The organism is Ruminiclostridium josui JCM 17888 (assembly GCF_000526495.1).
Lineage (GTDB): Bacteria > Bacillota > Clostridia > Acetivibrionales > DSM-1351 > Ruminiclostridium > Ruminiclostridium josui.
This window is the reverse complement of record NZ_JAGE01000001.1, coordinates 1,004,810-1,023,050: the sequence shown is the minus strand read 5'-3', so window position 1 is coordinate 1,023,050 and position 18,241 is coordinate 1,004,810. Positions and strand designations below refer to the sequence as shown.

Below are 18,241 nucleotides of genomic sequence, written 5' to 3'. Positions count from 1 at the left end.
CCCTTGATTTATTCCCTTATACTTCGGTACAATAAATCAAGGCAGACATCAAATCGGAACAATCGAGCCATGTTGAGTGTGTCACATTGATGTCGCGGCTGTAAGCCTTGATTTTACTGGGTTTTCGGAATTACATCCAAGTTGTCTACTCAACCTAAAGAGGCGAAATACGTACATGGAAACATATCGAGGGGGTACTTTTGGAGCGAAATTTTTGTCATAAAAATTAGGTAGGGTTGAGTTGACGCTTAAATAACGCATAGGTTGAAGAGATAGGATAGATGTTGTATAAACTTGATTCTTATCCTTGGAGTTTTCGTGCTTTTTGAATTTTACAAACGATTCCAATATTATCTTGACAATTATGCTTTTATAAATTATAATTTAAGCAAAAATGTCAACAAGGGATGATATGATGACTGGAACAGAAAAGCTGGATGCATTCATTAGAAACTGTAAAGGCGTAATCACTTCAAAACTGGCAGCTGATCATGGTATTCATAGGGAGTACTTGAGTGAATTTGTCAGGCAGGGCAAGCTTGAACGTATTGCTCACGGTATATATATTACACCGGATGTATGGGAGGATAAAATGCTGATTCACCAATTACGTAAAAAAAATTTGATATACTCCCATGAAACCGCTTTATTTTTACATGATTTAACTGATAGAGATCCGGTTGCTTATTGCGTGACGGTTCCAACAGGATACAATACCAGCAAGCTAAAGCAAGATGGGCTTATTGTATATACCATCAAAAAAGAATTGCTTGAACTTGGAATCTGTACTAAGAAAACCACCTTCGGAAACGACATAAGAACATATAATATGGAACGCACTATTTGTGATATTCTTCGGGATAGAAAAAATCAAGATGTTGCAGTAGTATCAGATGCACTCAAAAGATATGTACGAAGATCGGATAAAGACCTTAACAGATTAATGAAATATGCCGGTATATTAAGAATTGAGAAAGTTTTGAGAAATTATTTAGAGGTGCTGCTATGAACACGTCAACTCAACTGAAGGCACTGATACGAAATATAGCAAAGGAAAAAAGTGTGCAAGCTGAAATTATATTAAGAAACTTTATGCTTGAGAGGCTATTGGAAAGGATATCTCTGTCCTCCTTCCGTGATAAATTCATATTGAAAGGGGGCATGCTGATAGCTGCAATGGTTGGTATTGATACCCGATCCACAATGGATATGGATGCTACTATCAGGGGTATTCCGCTCTCCGAAGCGGCGCTGGCGGAAGCGATGAAAGAAATATTAGCTTGTCCTGTAGATGATGGAGTGAAAATGACCCTAATAGGATTCGAAAATATTAGGGATGAATCAGAATATCCGGGGATCCGGGTATCAATTGAAGCAATTCTTGATAAAACAAGACAAGTCATGAAAGTAGATATTACAACAGGCGATAAGATCACTCCACAGGCAGTTGAGTATTCTTTTAAGCTACTATTTGAAAATAGGAGTATAAATATTTTGGCATACAACCTTGAAACGGTTCTGGCGGAAAAGCTTGAAACCATCTTATCAAGAAGTACCGCCAACACAAGAATGCGGGATTACTATGATGTCTATATATTGACAACACTAAGGGCACAAGATATCAACTGGAGTTTATTTCCTCAAGCTTTAAAAAATACAGCAGAAAAAAGAGGCAGCTATAGTCATCTTTTGGAAACCGGCGATGATATCATGGGAGAGATAGAGCAGTCTCAGGTGCTTGCTGATCTTTGGAGCCGGTATAAGCAGAAAAACAGTTATGTAGATGATTTGACTTGGAGACAAGTGATAGAAAGCGTAAAAATGTTATACATCAAAGCCTTTGATGTAGCAAATAATGTGTGACGAATATCATATGAAATTGGAGGCTTACATATGAAAGTTATTTATAAAATTACTTACCCAAATAGAAAAATTTATATTGGAAAAGATTTAACTGACAGTATTAATTATTTTGGAAGTGCCAATAGTAGATTAATCGAGAAAGACTTTACAAGGGAGCAAAGAAAAGATTTCACAATTAGGAAAGAAATATTATGGGAGTCAGAAACAGCTACAGACGAAGAAGTTAGTCGCAAAGAAATAGAATACATAAAGTATTACAATTCAAACAATCCGAGCATAGGGTATAATCAATGGCCTAAGTTTAAACATGATTAAAGATTCCTTTACAAAAAAAATTATTCCGTTTCTAAAGCAGTTAATACTAAAAAACATTGACATGTTCCCGCGAACGATAGTTTTTCAAAAATGACCGAAAAATCTATTGACATGTTCCCACAAACACATGCTATACAAAAATGACCTGCAGACATCAATTTCATCAACTCGAACCACGTTGAGGCAGTAACACAGCTTGTGAGGAAGTTAAACGACTGAAAGAAGCTGATGTACCACCCGTGCAAGGCATGTCCATGAAGCCGAGATGAAGACGAGGTTAATATTTCTATTTGTAAAATTCTGATTGCTTGTTAGATATGTTATCTCGCATTATAATATAAACGTAAACATATTATGTTTCCTTGTTAAGAAGGAGGTAACAAAATGAGCAAGACGAAAGGTGCACAAACTATTTCTTTAATATCGGGTAGAAAAATTGTAATGTCTGGAGCGATAGGAAAGACTAATGCTGATGAGATTGAATGGTTGACCGATACAGTTTTGGAAAGCGCAAATGCGTGGAAAAGAGTCGGTTGGGCTTATATTGCAGACTGTTCCAAGATGGTACCAGTTGGTCCGGGAGAGATTGGGGCGCTTGTTAAAATGACAAAAGCATTTGTTGATGCCGGATGCAAAGCATTTGCATTTGTTGAAGGTTCTTCTGTTTTGTTAAAGATTCAAACAAAAAAGAATACTGAACTCTCAAAAACAGGTGTTTTAGAATGGCATTTTGCTAAGCTTGAAGAAGCGTTAGAATGGTTGCAAAATGAAGTTAAGATTTGATTTTTGATAAAGACGGAGAATGAGTGTATTGGGGTTTAAATTTCATAATCAAACTAATTATGATGGTACTGTATAAAGGTGAATCCCTAAACTTATGTTAATACTGTATACACAAAAATACCACTTTTGTTATCTCAGGGCATGTGTTCTGATGAAAAGGAAAGAAAAATAAATAATAAATAAGGTTTGAATATAGACTTTCCTAGGGTAGGAGTAGAAAACTCTGGTTCTTGGATTATGGGTAAATCAGAAAAATAATATATACAACCAACATAATTAAAGGATTGCACCGACAATTCAGAAAAGTTACTAAGACTAAAGCAGTTTTTCCTTCTGATACCTCGCTCGAAAAAATGCTTTATCTGGCATCAAAGAATGTAATTGAAAAATGGACTCAAAGATAAGCATAGAAATACCATTACTAAATAATTATTGCCAGATTTAATCTAAATAATGCATAAAAAATAGAACAATCTGGCAACAATTTGAAATATAATATTAAATTATTGAGAGTTAATACTTTGGAAATACTTAGCCATTATTGAGTTTGAAAGGCTTCATACACTAAATTATTTACAGTCCCGATTTATCTTACTTGCAAAACTTTATCTAATAATAAAATATTACCTGAATAATCAGAGATATTGTTATTTTGTCTTACCGTAGTTATTGCTGGAGTATTGTTTGCATTTGCTTTTATAGATAATACCACTTCATTTTTATTTACAGCATTTGAAATAGATGTTACAGTATATCCCTCAACGGCAAATGTCAAAACAGAAAGAGAAAATTCTAAAATTGGTTCACTGAAGGATAAAGTTATTGTTCCGGTTGTATTCTTTGCTACTTTACCATCAACCATAGAAGTTAAAATATTACCGGATAAAACTACCTTTTCTACCGGCTCCGTTAAAGGATTTGAATCATGGTCATATTTGATTAATTCTGGAGCCACCATGTCATTAATGGAAATAGTTTGTGATGGAGACAATTTACATCCTAAAGCTGACATAGAGTTGCAATCTTCTTTGGTAACAGCTGATACAACAGAACCATTGTATTTTACATCAGTGCTAAGTTCTTTGTTAAGAACTAATACTACTTCAGTTTTATCTTTGTCGTTATTTATCATTGACTCAATATTTTGCACACTTATTTCACCGCTAGTAACACCAGTAAATGAAATGTCATCGGCATTAAATGATTGTAGTATACGGCTAAAAGTAACCTTAACCTTGTTTTTTGCTATTAAATTTGCGGATTCTACACTTAATATTTCCTCTTTTATATCCTTTATATAAACAGGTGCTATTGAGTTATACAATCTTGTTCCGGATAAATCCATAATAGGTGCTAGCATGACGCTGGGGGAATTTACCGTTTTTGACATTTCAATTAGAACTGACCTGTCTGATAATTTAGAAATTTTATCACCAGTTCCTAAAGAAGCATAAATGGCATCAGGAGTTGTAGCAACTTTGTAACTGGCTTTATCAAGCATCTGGGCTTCGTTCATCGGTTCGCTGAAATATATAATGATTTTGCCCTCATTATTATTAGTACGGCATTTATTTACTTCTACAGATGGACTTGAATGCTCACCATTAGTAAATTCTAACTGAATATCTGAAGCTGTCTTGTTTCCAGAAATGTCTTCTGCATTTCTAACAACTACGTTATATTTTGTATTATCGCGAAGACCTTGTGGTAAATATAATTCTACACTTTTACTATCATTGCTTAATGTAGGTAAAAAGGATACAGTAGTGTAATTGTCAAAGGTTTTGAAGTCATAATTTGCGAGGTTCTCAGCAAATGATTTACTTACTTGTTCATTAAAGAATATTTTGAAAGTGTTATTATTGATTAATTCAGATTTTGTAACATATGGTGGGTTTTTCTCAGGTGTTACATCAGCAACCAGAGTCTGGTCCGGAACATATTCACCATATATATTAAATGCTTTACAGCTTGGGTCAGAGCTGTTTACAAGGAATAAATCAGTTGTACCCACAGGAATTTTGTCAGGGAATTCAAATGTAATTTCAGCTACAAAGGTTCCTTTGTTTATAGAAACTGGGGTTGACATGTTTGATGCCATAGATTCATTTGTATGGAACAGTTTTAAGTCTGTTGCTGTTACTGGTTTTGAAAAGCTTAATGTCACCATATCTTGATCGGCTTTTTTTACAGTAACCTGTGAAGATGTATCTCCCGTTTTTACATAATTAAACGTGATTTCACAGTTAGATAATATATTGCCTGCATAGTCCTGAATAGGGTTTTCCGTTATGGAGTTATTTATATGAACCTTTAAGTTACCTTCAGAAAGAGCTTCTGTTAAGGTCAGAATTATAGTGTCTCCTAACAATTCTGCACTTTGTACGGTATATGTATAAGTTTCGAAAAGTTTAATACCTGCAGAAGTTAGATCTTCAACATAAGCTGGTTTTAAATAATTAACTCTGAAGTTTTCAATATTAAGGAAGCTGTTATTTGTGCCATCACAAACAGGCTTTGAAAAAGAAAGCTTAAGTGTTTTTTCGCCGGTTACTTCACAGCTTATACATGTAGGAGCTATAAGCTCCTCAACCTTGACATTCGATGTAATATCACTTGCTAGTTCTGTGCCGTCAAGAGCTTTAATTCCTCTCTTGACAGTAACTTTTGCTGTTGTATTGTAAGTGAGTCTGTTACTGTCACTCAGCGTGATGACTGCTGTTTTTGGATTGGTAAGCGTAACTGCTCCTGCAGTAAGAGTAATTATTTTAGTACCCTTATCCTTTATTTCATAAAAGCTTATGTCCTTCGCTGATGCTTCATTTAATTCTTTGTTAAATACTACCTGTATTTGATTTGCATTTATGGCAGATATTGAAGTTACAGACAATGGAGCTTTGGCTGGAGACTGTGGATTGGACGAGTTAGTATTTTTCCATCCGATGACTTTTACATTTTGGGCGTTTATCAACATATTCCTTACAGTGGCACCATCTGCTATAAAAATAAAAGAATCCTGTGCAGTTTTATTAAAATTAACGGAGGAAATTGTTGTTTTTCCTTCAATTGAAATATAAGCACCCGCAGCCTTTACGTTAACCGAACTTACGGTAGCATCCTTTACTACGACCGGTGTGTCTGTTTCAACGATTATTTGATTAAAGATGCCTTCCAGAATAACATCATCTTTTCCGTCATCTACATAAACATGCTCAATCTGTACGTTTCCCTCTGTTTTTATGCGTATTGCTCCCGAGCCTGTTTTGCTGATGATCACATTACCAACGGCACTGTTGTTTTTGATTAGTATAGTGTTTTGACCGCCGCCACGGGCTAATAATCTGCCTTCAATTTTTGTGTTATCTAATGTTATGTCACCATTGCCAACGCCGTCACCAAGGATTAAGTCGCCTTTTATAATACAGTCTTTTATTACAACATTCGGGCAGTTTACCATAACATTGCCTTCAGCGGAGAAAGTATATGTACCTGCGCTAGTAATGTATGACTTGATGATATTATGCATAATCTGTACAAGCTCTGCACGAGTTATTTCGCTGTTTGGGTTTAATTTACCATTAAAGCCCGATATGTAATTGTTTTCTGCCAATGCCGCTAATGATTCCTGTGCCCATGTAGCTGTATCATCCTTATCACTGAATCTGTCTAAAGCTTCAATGTTTGTGCTGCTCAGTTTCAAAGCATGAGCAATAACGCAAAATACTTCTTGTCTTGTTGCGTTCTTCAACGGCAGCAGCTTATTGCCTGTGCCTACAAATGTTCCCATTCTAAATGCCATGGACATATCTTTGTAATACCAAGCTTTTTCTGATACATCTGTAAACCTGCTTATATCTGCTGTGTCAATCGCTCCGAACGCACTGTTTATAACTGCGGCAATTTGTGCGCGGGTTGGTTTGCCTTCAGGGGTTATTTTATTGTTGTAACCCTTCAGCAGACCATTGTCTATGGCGCTTTTTAGTGCATTGTAAGACCAATGGTTTTCATCGGGCATATCAATGAAGCCATTATCCATTCCATAGACCGATGTCACAGAGGAGAATAATAATATAAATACTAATAGAAATGAAACTATTCTAGTTGACATGATAAACCGTACCCCCATAAATGGTTAATATAGCAATATTCCACCATTAATATACTGATACGTGAAGAGTAGTCTTTTATGCTACATTTTGTTGTGAATAATTTTCTATAATAGTACAATTCGCAGTTTAGTATATAATATTGATAGGGTATTGCAAGATAAATATGAATAACAATTTAGATAATAAACATAAGCTTTTCTTTGTGAATGAATGCAACTAAAGATAACAAAAATTATATATTTCTGACAATTTGGGTTGGTGGAAGTTAAGGCAACTGAAAGTTACAATATCCATATCATTCATATTTATCTTATTTTTCAATTTGGAGGGAATTATGACTGTTGTATCAATTCAGAATTTGACCAAGAACTACCCATCCTTCAAGCTTGATGGTGTAGGCTTTTCTCTTAAAGCGGGACGAATAGCAGGTTTCATAGGACGAAATGGTGCGGGGAAGACCACTACTATCAAATCTATGCTGAACCTTGTTCATCCGGATAGTGGAGAGATGAAGTATTTTGGTTTGAAGCTTTCGGGAAACGAGGCTGAGATAAAGAAGAGAATAGGGTATTCAACGGGAACCGTAAACTGGTATCCGAGAAAGAAGATTCGTGAAATCGTTGATGTTACAAAGGATTTTTATGACAGCTGGGATGATGTTGCATATAGAAAGTACCTTGAGATGTTCAAACTTGACGAGGAGAAGACTCCGCTCGAACTTTCCGAGGGTATGAAAGTAAAGGTTAATCTGATGTTGGCGCTTTCTCATAGGGCTGAGGTGCTAATCCTCGATGAGCCCACAAGCGGACTTGATCCCTTCTCTAGGGACGAACTCTTGGAAATCTTCAGAGAACTTAAGAAAGAAGGTGTTGCCATATTCTTCTCTACGCATATCATAACCGATATAGAGAGGTGCGCTGATGACATCATATATATTTCTAATGGTAGGATAGTGGCTGCCTTACCAAAGGAGGATTTCGAAAGTAGGTACTCTCAGGCGGGGGAAAGCCTTGAAGAGACTTTCCTGAGACTGGAAAGGGGTGAAAGTAATGAGTAATATACTTAAAAAAGAAATGAAGCTCAGTGCGTCAATTCTGTCATATCTGTTCATAGCCTTCGGGCTGATGTTCTTCCTGCCGGGTTACCCTGTGCTCTGCGGACCTTTCTTCGTTTGCCTGGGAATATATCAAAGCTTTCAGAACACAAGAGAAGCGAATGACATAGTATTTTCGGCTTTGCTGCCGATACCCAAGAGAGATGTGGTAAAGGGAAAGTTTGAATTTGTATGCTTCATTGAGTTTTGTGGGATTTTAGTAATGTTTATAGCAACTTTGGTTCGTATGACGGTGCTTTCAGACTCGTCAGTGTACCGTGCGAATGCTCTCATGAATGCAAATCCCTTTGCACTGGGAATGGCGCTCGTTATCTTTGGCGCTTTCAATTTGATATTTGTAAGGGGCTTTTTTAAAACCGCCTACAAATTCGGCAAACCTTTTGTGTACTATATCATTGTAAACTTTGTAATAATAGGAATTGCAGAGACACTTCATCACATCCCCGGACTGGCTGACGTAAACTCATTTGGCTTTGAGAATTTTGGACTTCAGCTTGCGCTTCATGCAATCGGAGTTTTGGTTTATGTAGTACTGACCTTTACGGCATTCAAACGTTCATGCGAAGACTTTGAGAAAATAGATCTATAGAAAAGGAGAATGAAATGCTCAGTGATAATCTAATCATGCTAAGAAATATTCACGGTCTCTCACAGGAGGAGGTGGCTGAGAAAATTGATATCTCCAGACAGGCTTATGCCAAGTGGGAAAGCGGAAAGACCATTCCGGATATAGAGAAGTGCAGCAGATTGGCAGAGCTATACGGAGTTACTCTCGACAGCCTGATTAAGACCGAACAGTTGGAAGACGGCAGAGTTATTACTCCACCACCTAAGGGAAAGAACATCTGGGGCTCAGTTACAATCAATGAGCGTGGACAGGTGGTTATACCAAAGGCCGCCCGGGAGAAATTCAACTTGGTTCCGGGGCAGAGATTGATACTCTTAAGCGAGGACGGCGAAGGCTACGCCCTGGTTCCGGCTGAGATATTTGAAAAGAAGATGGAAGAGATGAGAAAGTTTGCTTCCACTAAACTATAGAAGTTATAAATTAGAATATAATTAATTAAGAAGAAGCACGGCTTGAACTGCTGAGTGCGTAGTTTTGATGTGTGCGTCCAGCTAAGCCGGCAAATGCTAGCAGGTGAAAGTCCTGCAGTGGTAAAGGTAGGGCAGCCACTTAGTCAGTAACCAGCGTATGGAGTAATCTATGCGTTGAAGCGTTATGGAATGTTCCGAAAGGAGCAGGCAAACTGGCGGGTTGTAACATAAAGTGAATACTGCCGCACCGTTATTTACATTCCCGAAAGGGAACAACAGGGAGTCGAGCTGCGACATCAACAGCGAAGACAGCAGACGGTATGAAGAACCCTAAATGCAATACCTAAGAACCCTGCGGTGTAGAGGTAACGACACGTCAGGAAAGTATTTGTCAGAACTGGAGAGAGCCTGCTTTGCACAGGAAACTGTAAAGAGGAAGCATATAAGCGAAAGCGAAGTTGCTTTCTGCAAAGAGGCAGTCAGAAGTGCTCATAGTACCAAGGATTGTACAGACAACAAAACTGTGCATAGGGAAGGGGCACAACTTTATTCAAGTCTGTAAAGGAGGTAGGTACCGGTGATTGCCGAAAAAGCTATAAACACCCATGAAAAAGTACGAGACTTTCAAAACAGACTATACCTTACAGCCAAAGCTGACCGAAAGAGAAGGTTCTATGCGTTGTATGACAAGATATACCGTAATGATATCTTAAAAGAAGCATGGAAACGGGTAAAACAGAATGGTGGAACAGGCGGTATTGACAAAGTCAGCATTGATGATGTGAAAACGTACGGCGAAGAAAAACTGCTGGGCGAAATAGCGGAAGAATTGAGGACTGGGAAGTACCGGTGTAAGCCTGTCAGACGAAGTTATATTCCAAAACCAGATGGGAAGAAAAGAGCATTAGGAATACCTACGATTAAGGACAGAATAGTACAGATGGCGGCAAAGATAGTGATAGAGCCGGTGTTTGAAGCTGATTTTCAACCCTGTTCGTATGGATTTAGACCGAAACGAAGTGCTAAACAAGCAATGGACAGGATATTTGAAGCTTCCGACAAAGGTGGTGCACTATGGGTAATAGATGCTGACATAAAAGATTATTTTGGTAGCATCAATCATGATAAGCTACTTTTGCTAGTCAAACAAAGAATAACTGACCGTAGAGTGTTAAAGCTGATAAAAGGCTGGTTAAAAGCGGGAGTGTTGGAAAACGGTAGGTACAGTGAAAGTACACTAGGAGCACCGCAGGGAGGAGTTATTTCTCCACTATTGTCCAACATATATCTGAACTATTTTGATGTATATTGGAATAAAGCCTTTGGACATCTAGGTGAATTAGTGCGTTATGCAGATGACTTTGTGATATTGTGCAAGAGGTTATCTCATGCAGAAGAAGCCTTACGCGCTGTGAAGTGGATTATGGGAAAGCTGGAACTAACACTACATAGTGAGAAGACAAGGCTAATTGATATGTATTTCGGAAAGGATAGTTTTGATTTTCTTGGCTTTAACAACAGATTTCAGCGTTTTAGAAATAAAAACTGGCAGTGGTATTGGACATTACAACAGATACCGTCTAAGAAGACTATGAAGAAAATGAGGGCTAACATAAAAGAGATGTTTGCCAGCCCAAGCAAGCTGCTGTTAAATATGGAAGAGATGGTGAAGTTACTCAATCTTAAAATCATTGGCATGAGAAACTATTATAGCAGATGATTTACCAGACCATGGTTATGGAAGATAGATAAGTATATCAATTTCAAGTTTACTCGGTGGTACAATCGGAAGAGACAACGCAACTACAGGCTAGGAAATGCGGCAAAGGTCAGAGAATTGACTAAACAGGCAGGACTAGCAAGTATGTGCGGCTGAATGCTGAAGGAAGAAGAATATCGGAAAGCCGTATGCGGGAAAACTGCACGTACGGTTTGATGAGGGGACGGTGGTAACCCCACTGTTCTACTCTATCAAAAGTGAACACTCCAAAGGCATAAAAGATATTGATTTCAAAGGCTTATTCAGGCACTATCGTTAAATGATAGATTTTGCCCTGGATGGGCCTTTATTATTATCTAAAACTCTTGAATAAGCAAAGAACTCTGAGAGACATTGACTATTAACTAACTGGACGATGTTCAGTATTTTATTATTGGACGTTGTCCAGTTTTTGCGATTGGGAGTATGATATGAATCAGAGAGAAAAAATAATCGAGGTAACAACGGAGTTAATTATTGAGAGTCAGGGAGACCTGTCGCAGGTTACTGCGCGAAAGATAGCAAATAGAGCTGAAGTCGGATTAGGTCTTATCCATTATCATTTCGAAAGCAAAGATCAATTGATTACGGAATGCGTTCAAAGGATAATTAATAAAGAAATCAGAACCTTTGTTCCGCAGGATACGGAATATAGTGATAATCCTATTGAGGCTGATAAACAAAGGCTTGCGTACTGGGCAAAACAAGTATTTAACTTTTTTTATGCGAATAAGAGTATTTCTAGGGTTTCAATACTTGGGGATTTGCAGAACAATCTTACAAATTCCAATTCAGAAGATACGCAGCGTGGATTTTTGAGGGCGTTAACAAGTGATATTGATGATGAAAAAAAGAAATTTATGATATTTTCCCTGGTATCAATAATGCAAGCGGCGTTTTTACAAGATAATACAGTAAAAAACAGATTGGGATTAGATTTAGCAAAACAAAGGGATAGGGAGTTATTCATTGATTCAGTGATTGAGGAGTTATTTCATTTTTCTTAGACTTTAGTGTTAAATATGGTACTGAATGCAGAATGGATAATATATGAAAAGAAGAGGAGAGAATAAGCAGATGTTAGAGGTTACATATTGGGAATTGGTTACAGTCATATCAATTGTATGGGTGATTATAAGAGTGCTAATGGGAATAAAAAATAAAAAGGTATCTTTTTCCCGAGAAGCACAAATGATGATGGTGTATATATGTATCATTGTGATTACAAGAATCGTGAATTTTCCATGGCATCATGTTAATGGACAGATTGGAACTATGAAGTTTGATGTTTCAAAAGCTATTCCACCATGGATTAATCTGTTTCCAATCGTACATCTTTTTGAGACTTATGATGGATGGCAAATGAATATCATTGGAAATATAACAATGTTTATTCCGGTTGGAATAGTTTGGCCAATATGTTTTAAGAGAATAGACAACATAGAAAAAACAATTTTTGCCGGAGCGGGATTTTCTCTATTAATCGAAATAACTCAATTGTTTTTTTATGAAAGATGCAGTGACATAGATGATATTATTTTAAATACTGCGGGTGTAGCAATTGGTGCTTTGATATATTTTGAATGCAAGAAAATGCGCGCAAGAAAGCTAGGATGAGAAAGATATAATGAATATATATAATAGCAAAGCTTTATTCATTGATGCATTGACCGTGATAACATTTATTGCTATGATTAGCTTCTAAGACATATTTGTTGTAACTTTTACCTTTTTAAGTAGCAGCTAACTAATCGGAATGTTTTTATAAAACTTGGTTATAACATAGTCTTAACTTTTATTTTACTATAGGTGAGTATAAATGAAAGAATTCGAAAAAGTAAAATTCGAAACTGTAAAATTTATGCGCGGTAAATATCGTTTGGATGAAGTTGCAGGAATGTATTACGACATCCCATGTATAAGGTTTCGCCAAGGAAAGAAAACCATTTTGTCCATAAATCTGCACGAGGATCATTACGACTTTCAAGTTGTTCTTGGTAAAGCAGAAAGAGAAAAGTTTGAAGCAGTAAAGCATGAATTCCCGCTTGAGATACAAGAGCTATATGACCGTGAACGTACCCTGCACGATGGTAAATGGCTCTTAATTCGTGTAGAGGATTTAAAAACTTATGAAGCTGTCAAAAAGCTGATACTTATTAAGAAAAATCCGAACCGCAAGCCATTATCAAAAGAGAATGCGGTATATGGCAAGTGCGGACATAGATGTGATTTGTGTGTGCATTACACTGGCATTACAGAAGAATTTAGAGAAATGCTCATTCCCCATCTAAATGCGGTATATGGCGTATCTGAATGGGATATGCGTTGCAGTGGTTGCGATACCCCAAATTGTCACTGCTATCAAGATAGATTGGAGTTATGTGAGCCGCTAAAATGTTTACATATAAAACAGCTTGATAATTGCTTTGGTTGTAAAAATTATCCTTGTGAACAAGCAACCGTTGGATACAGGCAGTTAGAACACAAAAGTATTTCTGCCGATGATGTTACATGGGCGATTTTACCTTATGTCCCATATCAATATGAACAATAATACTTATTATGTACAAACTGGAAAGTTTGTGTACTACTATGGAGAGTAAGATGGCATTACTTCAAAAAATGACAACATACAATGGAAAACAATCAAATTCAAAAGTATATTTTGACTTCAAGTCGTGACACTAAACTTCAAAATACTAAAGTAAATGAAAGGAAGAGAACATATGATTTCATCACAATATAAGATAACATTACCCGGCAATTATGATATGAATATTATTAAAAAAAGAGTCAAGGACAACGGTCATAAAACAGATGGATTCGATGGTTTAAAGTTCAAATTTTATTTAATAACAGAAAAGGGAGTAAATAATTGTATTCAAAACAGTTATTCTCCGTTATATTTTTGGAAAGATTGTGAAGGATTAAATAAATTCTTATTTGAAGGATTTTATGACAATATTTTAGACTCATTTGGATGGCAGAATGTAAATATCGGAGTTCCGTTAGTTGATGAGACAACGGAAAAAGTGAAAGACACAAGCTTTATATTTGAAGTTATAGGAGATATAGAGCCGAAAGAAAGTTTGAAAAACTTTAAAAAGAAAATAAGAGACAAGATTCCGAAAATTGATGCAGAGTATATCATTACTTATAATCCAGAGAAGTGGAGATATCATGTTTATTATTTTGTGAATGACTTAGAAAAAGTAAAAACAGAAAAGGGTGTGACATTCACCATTCTTCATATATCATACTAAAAAATATTCTATGTAATATCAAAAAGCTGGTTAATCAATATAACTTCATAAGTCAAGCAATTGACTTTGTTGTATTTGATGTGCCAGCTTGCCTTTTATGTGTCGTAAAAAGGATTTTTAGAGAATATCTAGAGGTAATAAAACTAAGGAAAGGAAATATGGTATGAACGTATTTAATATACTTGATAGAATACAAGAGCTATCCCCTTGTGCTGCCGTTAGATACAGAATAAAAAGAATACAAAAGCAAGAGATTGACTTGAAACTCTTTGACGAGTTCTATAATAGCAAATGGGTTGAGTTGTTAAAAGCAAACCAACTTGATGACGGTGGGTATGGGAGGTTTCATTCCCGGAACTCAAAAATAAAGCAGAAATTTCCTACTACAGAATTAGCTATTGATTCAATGAAAATGTTAGATATTCAACGTGGAAATTTTTTAGTAGATAAACTATGTGACTATATGGATAAAATATTAAAGCATGAAATTGAGTGGCCGGATGGTTTTGAAAAAAATAAATGGTACAGGCCAGCTCAACCTCTGTTTGTTGCATCCAAACTCTCAATATTTGGCTCAAACTGTAAGGAGTATCTAGAAATATTCAATTGCTGGCATACTATTTTAAAAGAAGCATTTGCAGATGGTGAATATAACAAGGACAGGACAAACAAGATATCAAAAGAATTATTGGATTGTGATATTGATGGAAGTTATATTGGACTCAATTCAGTCTATCTCATTGAGTTATTCGGCAACATGCAAGCAGGAATAAGTGATGACTTGAAACACAGTTACCTAAAATGGCTGCATAATAATGGAAAAGTCATTTGCTATACAAATGTTATATTAAATCGAGGCTTCAATAATAATTTTTCTGAACTGTATAAGGTATATTTTCTTCTTTCCAAATTTCCTTCCTTCAAAATAGAATTTGAAGAAGAATTGAGTAGTCTGAAAGATAAAAGGAATCAGGATGGGTTTTGGAATTTTGGTAAGGATTTTTCATGTCAGAAATTATCCGATGATTGGAGAAGTAAAGATAAAATGAATATTGATCATACTATTATGGCTTTACTCTTATTTGACAATAAGTAATCCATCTGAGATTATTCGCTCTGCCAATGATTATTCATATGAAATTAGGAATATGCTTGGAAATAGTGGATGTATTAGATGATGATAGCATAGTCAGTTAGCTTTCCCCCAGTACTTCTTTATTTATATATTTACATAACAACTATAATCTATTTATTTAAATTGGTAAATCCACGCAAAATAATCGGTAATAGTTACCACTATAATAAAAATAGTTATACAATTATCAAAAAAAATGTCGAAAAAAGAAGTATGGTTTTTGCAAAGTGCTTTACTTAAACAAAGGGGGAAATAAAATGCGAAAGTTTTTGAAAAGTAAGAAAGGTATTAAAAGCAAGAAAAGTTTTAAAAGTAAGAAAAGTATTAAGAGTAAGTTAATTTTTAATTTTGTCTCTATATTGACAGTTTCATTACTATTTTTTCTACCGTTGAGAATCTAAGAAATATGGCTAAAGATATGATTGAACAAGTAAGTAAATTTAAATTAAATTAAAAAGGCAGTTCATTAACTTTCCAAAATAAGATGAATTAAAATTGAAAATGTGTTGAATAGGCTCATCTGTAAATGAAACCTCTAAAGTAGACATGATAAATAATCAAATCTACTTTAGAGGTTTTTTGTGCTATTTTCAATCTAATACTATATATAATATGTAAAAATTACAAAATAAATTAACATTAAATTGATTGAGAGGTAAAATATGTAATACAACTTCGTGAAGGAGGAAAATATGATACTAAGAGGTAGTACTTTTTCAAAAATGCTAGAAATGGAAACTGGAATAACAGTTGTTGCTTCAAATAAAATTAACATGGACGAAAGCTGTAAAGTAGTATACCTTCTCCATGGACTTTGCGGTAATAATGGTGATTGGACAAACTACACTATGTTACCAGTTTATGCAAATGACTATAATGCAATTTTCATTATGCCTGAAATCGCGAGAAGCTTTTGCTCTGATATGAAATATGGTCATAAATTTTTCAGCTATATAACAGATGAATTACCGAGCATATGTAAGAGAGTTTTTAATATATCTTCAAATAGAGATAATACTATAATAATCGGTGATTCAATGGGTGGATATGGCGCCCTGAAATGGGCATTATCCAAGCCGGAACAATATGGCTATTGTTGTGCATTTTCATCTCCGTGTTTATTTTTAAGGGAGGATTTAAATAAACATGGGAGTGCTGAAAAATTTAGAAAGGCTTACGGAGAGCATATGCTCAGAGATTTTCAGGGGATTTTTGGGGCAGACTTACAGTGGAGTCATGAGCATGAGATATTGGAATTAGCTAAAAAAGTAAGTAAAGGACCTGTTAAACCTAAAATATATTCAGCATGCGGGACTGAGGATTTTTTGCGCAGTGATAATGCAAGGTTTGATTTAGAAATGCAAAAACTTGATTTGGATTTTGTTTATGAGGAATGGCCGGGAAAGCATGACTGGTATTTTTTCAATGAAGCATTGAAAAGAGCATTTAATAAGAGTGTTGAAATAAATTTTTCAATTAAATGCTATCGTGTTTTTTATTTATGATGAAAAGAAATGATAAAATTGCATTGGTTGCGGCAAATGGCATAAGGAAAACAACTAGATTTTTCTTTTACCCAAGTGCTATGCTCCAATTGCCCTATAAACCCAAGTGGCTCGTGCCATGCTAAGTGCACCTGTAAGCTTGTCAGAGAAGAAGGGTAATACGGCGACGAGAGCAAACAATCCATGTGGAGTCAATGGTACTGATGCAAGAGCCTATTGCTGCAGAATAGTTTAAATATTTTCTCCTTGACTTTTACTATCTATAATAGTACTATTGATAATAGTAAAAGGAGGGGTGCAATGATGTCGTCAATTGACCTGGTAATACTTGGCATGGTGCTAGAAAAGCCTCAAAGTGCATATGACATACAAAAGGATGTAGACTATCATCAGTTTCCACGGTGGACGAAGATAAGCGTTCCATCTATATACCGGAAAGTTATACAGCTTAACGAAGAGGGTTATCTCGAGAGCAATATTGTCAAAGGAGATAAATTTGCTGATAAAGCTGTGTATTCCATCACGGAAAAAGGACGCGCTTATTTTGAGGAACTAATGAATACTTACGCAAGTCAGCAGGTATCATTTTTATTTGATTTTAATGTTGTTATTACCAATCTAAACAAAATGAATAAGGAACATGCTTTGGATTTGGTAAAGAAGCTGCGAGACAGCATTACCGCTTCGGAAAAGAACAATGATAAATATTCTGCCGCATATGCCGATATCCCTCTTGTTGGAAGAACCATTTTTGAGCAACAGCGGATGCTCTATAATACTCTTTTGGAATGGCTTGATAAATTTGAAAGCCAATTTAAAGAAGATTGATATCATGAGAATCAAGAGCAGCCTGACCATTTTGTTTGAAAATATTTTTTGGATTGGCCTGTATGAGCGTATTGAAGGTGACAAATATGAGGCCAGCAAAATAATCTTTGGTGCAGAGCCAAAGGATTATGAGGTATATGATTTCTTGCTGCAAAACTGGCATAAGCTAAAATTCAGTCCACCCATCGAAGCAGATAAGATTGAAGAGCGTAAAATTAATCCCAAACGCTTGAAACGGGAAATTAATAAGCAACTAGAAAATAAAGGGATTGGTACCAAAGCTCAGCAAGCTTTAAAGCTGCAGCTTGAGCAGAGCAAAATTGAGAGAAGGGTCAAAAGGTGTGAACAGAAAGAGGCTGAAAAGGAGCGTAAATTTGCTCTGCGGCAGGAAAAGAAAAAAGCAAAACACAAAGGGAAGTAGTATTTTAAGATAAAAGTTAATGGAACAGAAATTGGAGATATAACTTATGAAAACTCACCCCGGAGATGCATTTTTCATATATTGATGAACAGATTTGCTATCTTATTT

Annotated in this window: 18 protein-coding genes and 1 pseudogene; 18 read left to right on the top strand and 1 reads right to left on the bottom strand. The window is 35.8% G+C overall.

Going from position 1 to position 18,241, the window contains the following annotated elements; translation table 11 throughout:
• Window positions 1–412: 412 nt before the first annotated feature.
• From K412_RS0104700 to K412_RS22125, 5 genes and pseudogenes are all read left to right on the top strand, one after another.
• Window positions 413–1,009, top strand: coding sequence for a type IV toxin-antitoxin system AbiEi family antitoxin domain-containing protein (locus K412_RS0104700; RefSeq protein WP_242835528.1), 597 nt, complete (start codon window positions 413–415; stop codon window positions 1,007–1,009).
• Window positions 1,006–1,863, top strand: coding sequence for a nucleotidyl transferase AbiEii/AbiGii toxin family protein (locus tag K412_RS0104695; RefSeq protein ID WP_024832049.1), 858 nt, complete (start codon window positions 1,006–1,008; stop codon window positions 1,861–1,863). The genes K412_RS0104700 and K412_RS0104695 overlap by 4 nt, the downstream gene beginning before the upstream one ends.
• Before the next feature lie 30 nt (window positions 1,864–1,893).
• Window positions 1,894–2,178, top strand: coding sequence for a GIY-YIG nuclease family protein (locus tag K412_RS0104690; protein ID WP_024832048.1), 285 nt, complete (start codon window positions 1,894–1,896; stop codon window positions 2,176–2,178).
• Window positions 2,179–2,562: 384 nt separating this feature from the next.
• Window positions 2,563–2,961, top strand: a complete 399-nt coding sequence (locus K412_RS0104685; RefSeq protein ID WP_024832047.1) for a hypothetical protein — start codon at window positions 2,563–2,565, stop codon at window positions 2,959–2,961.
• 245 nt (window positions 2,962–3,206) lie between these two features.
• A pseudogene (locus K412_RS22125) lies at window positions 3,207–3,362 on the top strand (transposase); the annotation flags it as partial.
• A gap of 185 nt (window positions 3,363–3,547) precedes the next feature.
• Here K412_RS22125 and K412_RS0104680 read toward each other — a convergent pair.
• A complete protein-coding gene (locus K412_RS0104680) occupies window positions 3,548–7,069 on the bottom strand; it encodes an S-layer homology domain-containing protein (RefSeq protein ID WP_024832046.1) in 3,522 nt (1,173 codons plus the stop codon).
• 335 nt (window positions 7,070–7,404) lie between these two features.
• Between K412_RS0104680 and K412_RS0104675 the strand changes: the two genes are divergently transcribed.
• The 13 genes from K412_RS0104675 to K412_RS0104610 all read left to right on the top strand — a co-directional run bounded on the left by K412_RS0104675 (window position 7,405) and on the right by K412_RS0104610 (window position 18,133).
• A complete protein-coding gene (locus K412_RS0104675) occupies window positions 7,405–8,127 on the top strand; it encodes an ABC transporter ATP-binding protein (protein WP_024832045.1) in 723 nt (240 codons plus the stop codon).
• Window positions 8,120–8,773: an ABC-2 transporter permease gene (locus tag K412_RS0104670; RefSeq protein ID WP_024832044.1), complete on the top strand. Its 654-nt coding sequence runs from the start codon at window positions 8,120–8,122 to the stop codon at window positions 8,771–8,773. Before K412_RS0104675 ends, K412_RS0104670 begins: the two co-directional genes overlap by 8 nt.
• Before the next feature lie 14 nt (window positions 8,774–8,787).
• Complete coding sequence (locus K412_RS0104665) at window positions 8,788–9,222, top strand: helix-turn-helix domain-containing protein (protein ID WP_081741727.1); 435 nt, start codon at window positions 8,788–8,790, stop codon at window positions 9,220–9,222.
• Between the two features lie 334 nt (window positions 9,223–9,556).
• Window positions 9,557–9,784, top strand: a complete 228-nt coding sequence (locus K412_RS20410) for a hypothetical protein (RefSeq protein WP_034847170.1) — start codon at window positions 9,557–9,559, stop codon at window positions 9,782–9,784.
• 15 nt (window positions 9,785–9,799) lie between these two features.
• Entirely contained in the window at window positions 9,800–10,942 is a 1,143-nt protein-coding gene (ltrA, locus tag K412_RS20405; protein ID WP_034847168.1) for a group II intron reverse transcriptase/maturase, read from the top strand.
• Window positions 10,943–11,412: 470 nt separating this feature from the next.
• Window positions 11,413–11,988 (top strand): TetR/AcrR family transcriptional regulator, encoded by a 576-nt coding sequence (locus tag K412_RS0104650; protein ID WP_024832042.1) that lies wholly within the window; start codon window positions 11,413–11,415, stop codon window positions 11,986–11,988.
• 43 nt (window positions 11,989–12,031) lie between these two features.
• A complete protein-coding gene (locus tag K412_RS0104645; RefSeq protein WP_242835526.1) occupies window positions 12,032–12,598 on the top strand; it encodes a VanZ family protein in 567 nt (188 codons plus the stop codon).
• 202 nt (window positions 12,599–12,800) lie between these two features.
• A complete protein-coding gene (locus tag K412_RS0104640; protein ID WP_024832040.1) occupies window positions 12,801–13,535 on the top strand; it encodes a DUF3788 domain-containing protein in 735 nt (244 codons plus the stop codon).
• 172 nt (window positions 13,536–13,707) lie between these two features.
• A complete protein-coding gene (locus tag K412_RS0104635) occupies window positions 13,708–14,244 on the top strand; it encodes a DUF4865 family protein (RefSeq protein WP_024832039.1) in 537 nt (178 codons plus the stop codon).
• Window positions 14,245–14,407: 163 nt separating this feature from the next.
• A complete protein-coding gene (locus K412_RS0104630) occupies window positions 14,408–15,340 on the top strand; it encodes a hypothetical protein (protein WP_024832038.1) in 933 nt (310 codons plus the stop codon).
• A 731-nt stretch (window positions 15,341–16,071) separates the two neighbouring features.
• On the top strand, window positions 16,072–16,884 hold the full coding sequence (locus K412_RS0104620; protein ID WP_024832037.1) for an alpha/beta hydrolase: 813 nt from the start codon (window positions 16,072–16,074) through the stop codon (window positions 16,882–16,884).
• A 300-nt stretch (window positions 16,885–17,184) separates the two neighbouring features.
• The gene (locus K412_RS0104615) at window positions 17,185–17,712 is read left to right on the top strand and encodes a PadR family transcriptional regulator (protein ID WP_242835524.1); all 528 of its coding nucleotides are present in this window, start codon (window positions 17,185–17,187) and stop codon (window positions 17,710–17,712) included.
• Window positions 17,713–17,716: 4 nt separating this feature from the next.
• Window positions 17,717–18,133: a YjdF family protein gene (locus K412_RS0104610; protein WP_024832035.1), complete on the top strand. Its 417-nt coding sequence runs from the start codon at window positions 17,717–17,719 to the stop codon at window positions 18,131–18,133.
• The last annotated feature ends 108 nt before the right edge of the window (window positions 18,134–18,241 follow it).

Bases quoted from the DNA above. Each gene is read 5' to 3' on its own strand.
- K412_RS0104695 (WP_024832049.1), top strand. From the start codon at position 1,006: ATGAACACGTCAACTCAACTGAAGGCACTGATACGAAATATAGCAAAG.
- K412_RS0104610 (WP_024832035.1), top strand. From the start codon at position 17,717: ATGAGAATCAAGAGCAGCCTGACCATTTTGTTTGAAAATATTTTTTGG.
- K412_RS0104675 (WP_024832045.1), top strand. From the start codon at position 7,405: ATGACTGTTGTATCAATTCAGAATTTGACCAAGAACTACCCATCCTTC.
- K412_RS0104680 (WP_024832046.1), bottom strand. From the start codon at position 7,069: ATGTCAACTAGAATAGTTTCATTTCTATTAGTATTTATATTATTATTC.
- K412_RS20410 (WP_034847170.1), top strand. From the start codon at position 9,557: ATGCAATACCTAAGAACCCTGCGGTGTAGAGGTAACGACACGTCAGGA.
- K412_RS0104700 (WP_242835528.1), top strand. From the start codon at position 413: ATGATGACTGGAACAGAAAAGCTGGATGCATTCATTAGAAACTGTAAA.
- K412_RS0104635 (WP_024832039.1), top strand. From the start codon at position 13,708: ATGATTTCATCACAATATAAGATAACATTACCCGGCAATTATGATATG.
- K412_RS0104640 (WP_024832040.1), top strand. From the start codon at position 12,801: ATGAAAGAATTCGAAAAAGTAAAATTCGAAACTGTAAAATTTATGCGC.
- K412_RS0104670 (WP_024832044.1), top strand. From the start codon at position 8,120: ATGAGTAATATACTTAAAAAAGAAATGAAGCTCAGTGCGTCAATTCTG.
- K412_RS0104685 (WP_024832047.1), top strand. From the start codon at position 2,563: ATGAGCAAGACGAAAGGTGCACAAACTATTTCTTTAATATCGGGTAGA.
- K412_RS0104620 (WP_024832037.1), top strand. From the start codon at position 16,072: ATGATACTAAGAGGTAGTACTTTTTCAAAAATGCTAGAAATGGAAACT.
- K412_RS0104665 (WP_081741727.1), top strand. From the start codon at position 8,788: ATGCTCAGTGATAATCTAATCATGCTAAGAAATATTCACGGTCTCTCA.
- K412_RS0104645 (WP_242835526.1), top strand. From the start codon at position 12,032: ATGAAAAGAAGAGGAGAGAATAAGCAGATGTTAGAGGTTACATATTGG.
- K412_RS0104615 (WP_242835524.1), top strand. From the start codon at position 17,185: ATGATGTCGTCAATTGACCTGGTAATACTTGGCATGGTGCTAGAAAAG.
- K412_RS0104630 (WP_024832038.1), top strand. From the start codon at position 14,408: ATGAACGTATTTAATATACTTGATAGAATACAAGAGCTATCCCCTTGT.
- K412_RS0104690 (WP_024832048.1), top strand. From the start codon at position 1,894: ATGAAAGTTATTTATAAAATTACTTACCCAAATAGAAAAATTTATATT.
- K412_RS0104650 (WP_024832042.1), top strand. From the start codon at position 11,413: ATGAATCAGAGAGAAAAAATAATCGAGGTAACAACGGAGTTAATTATT.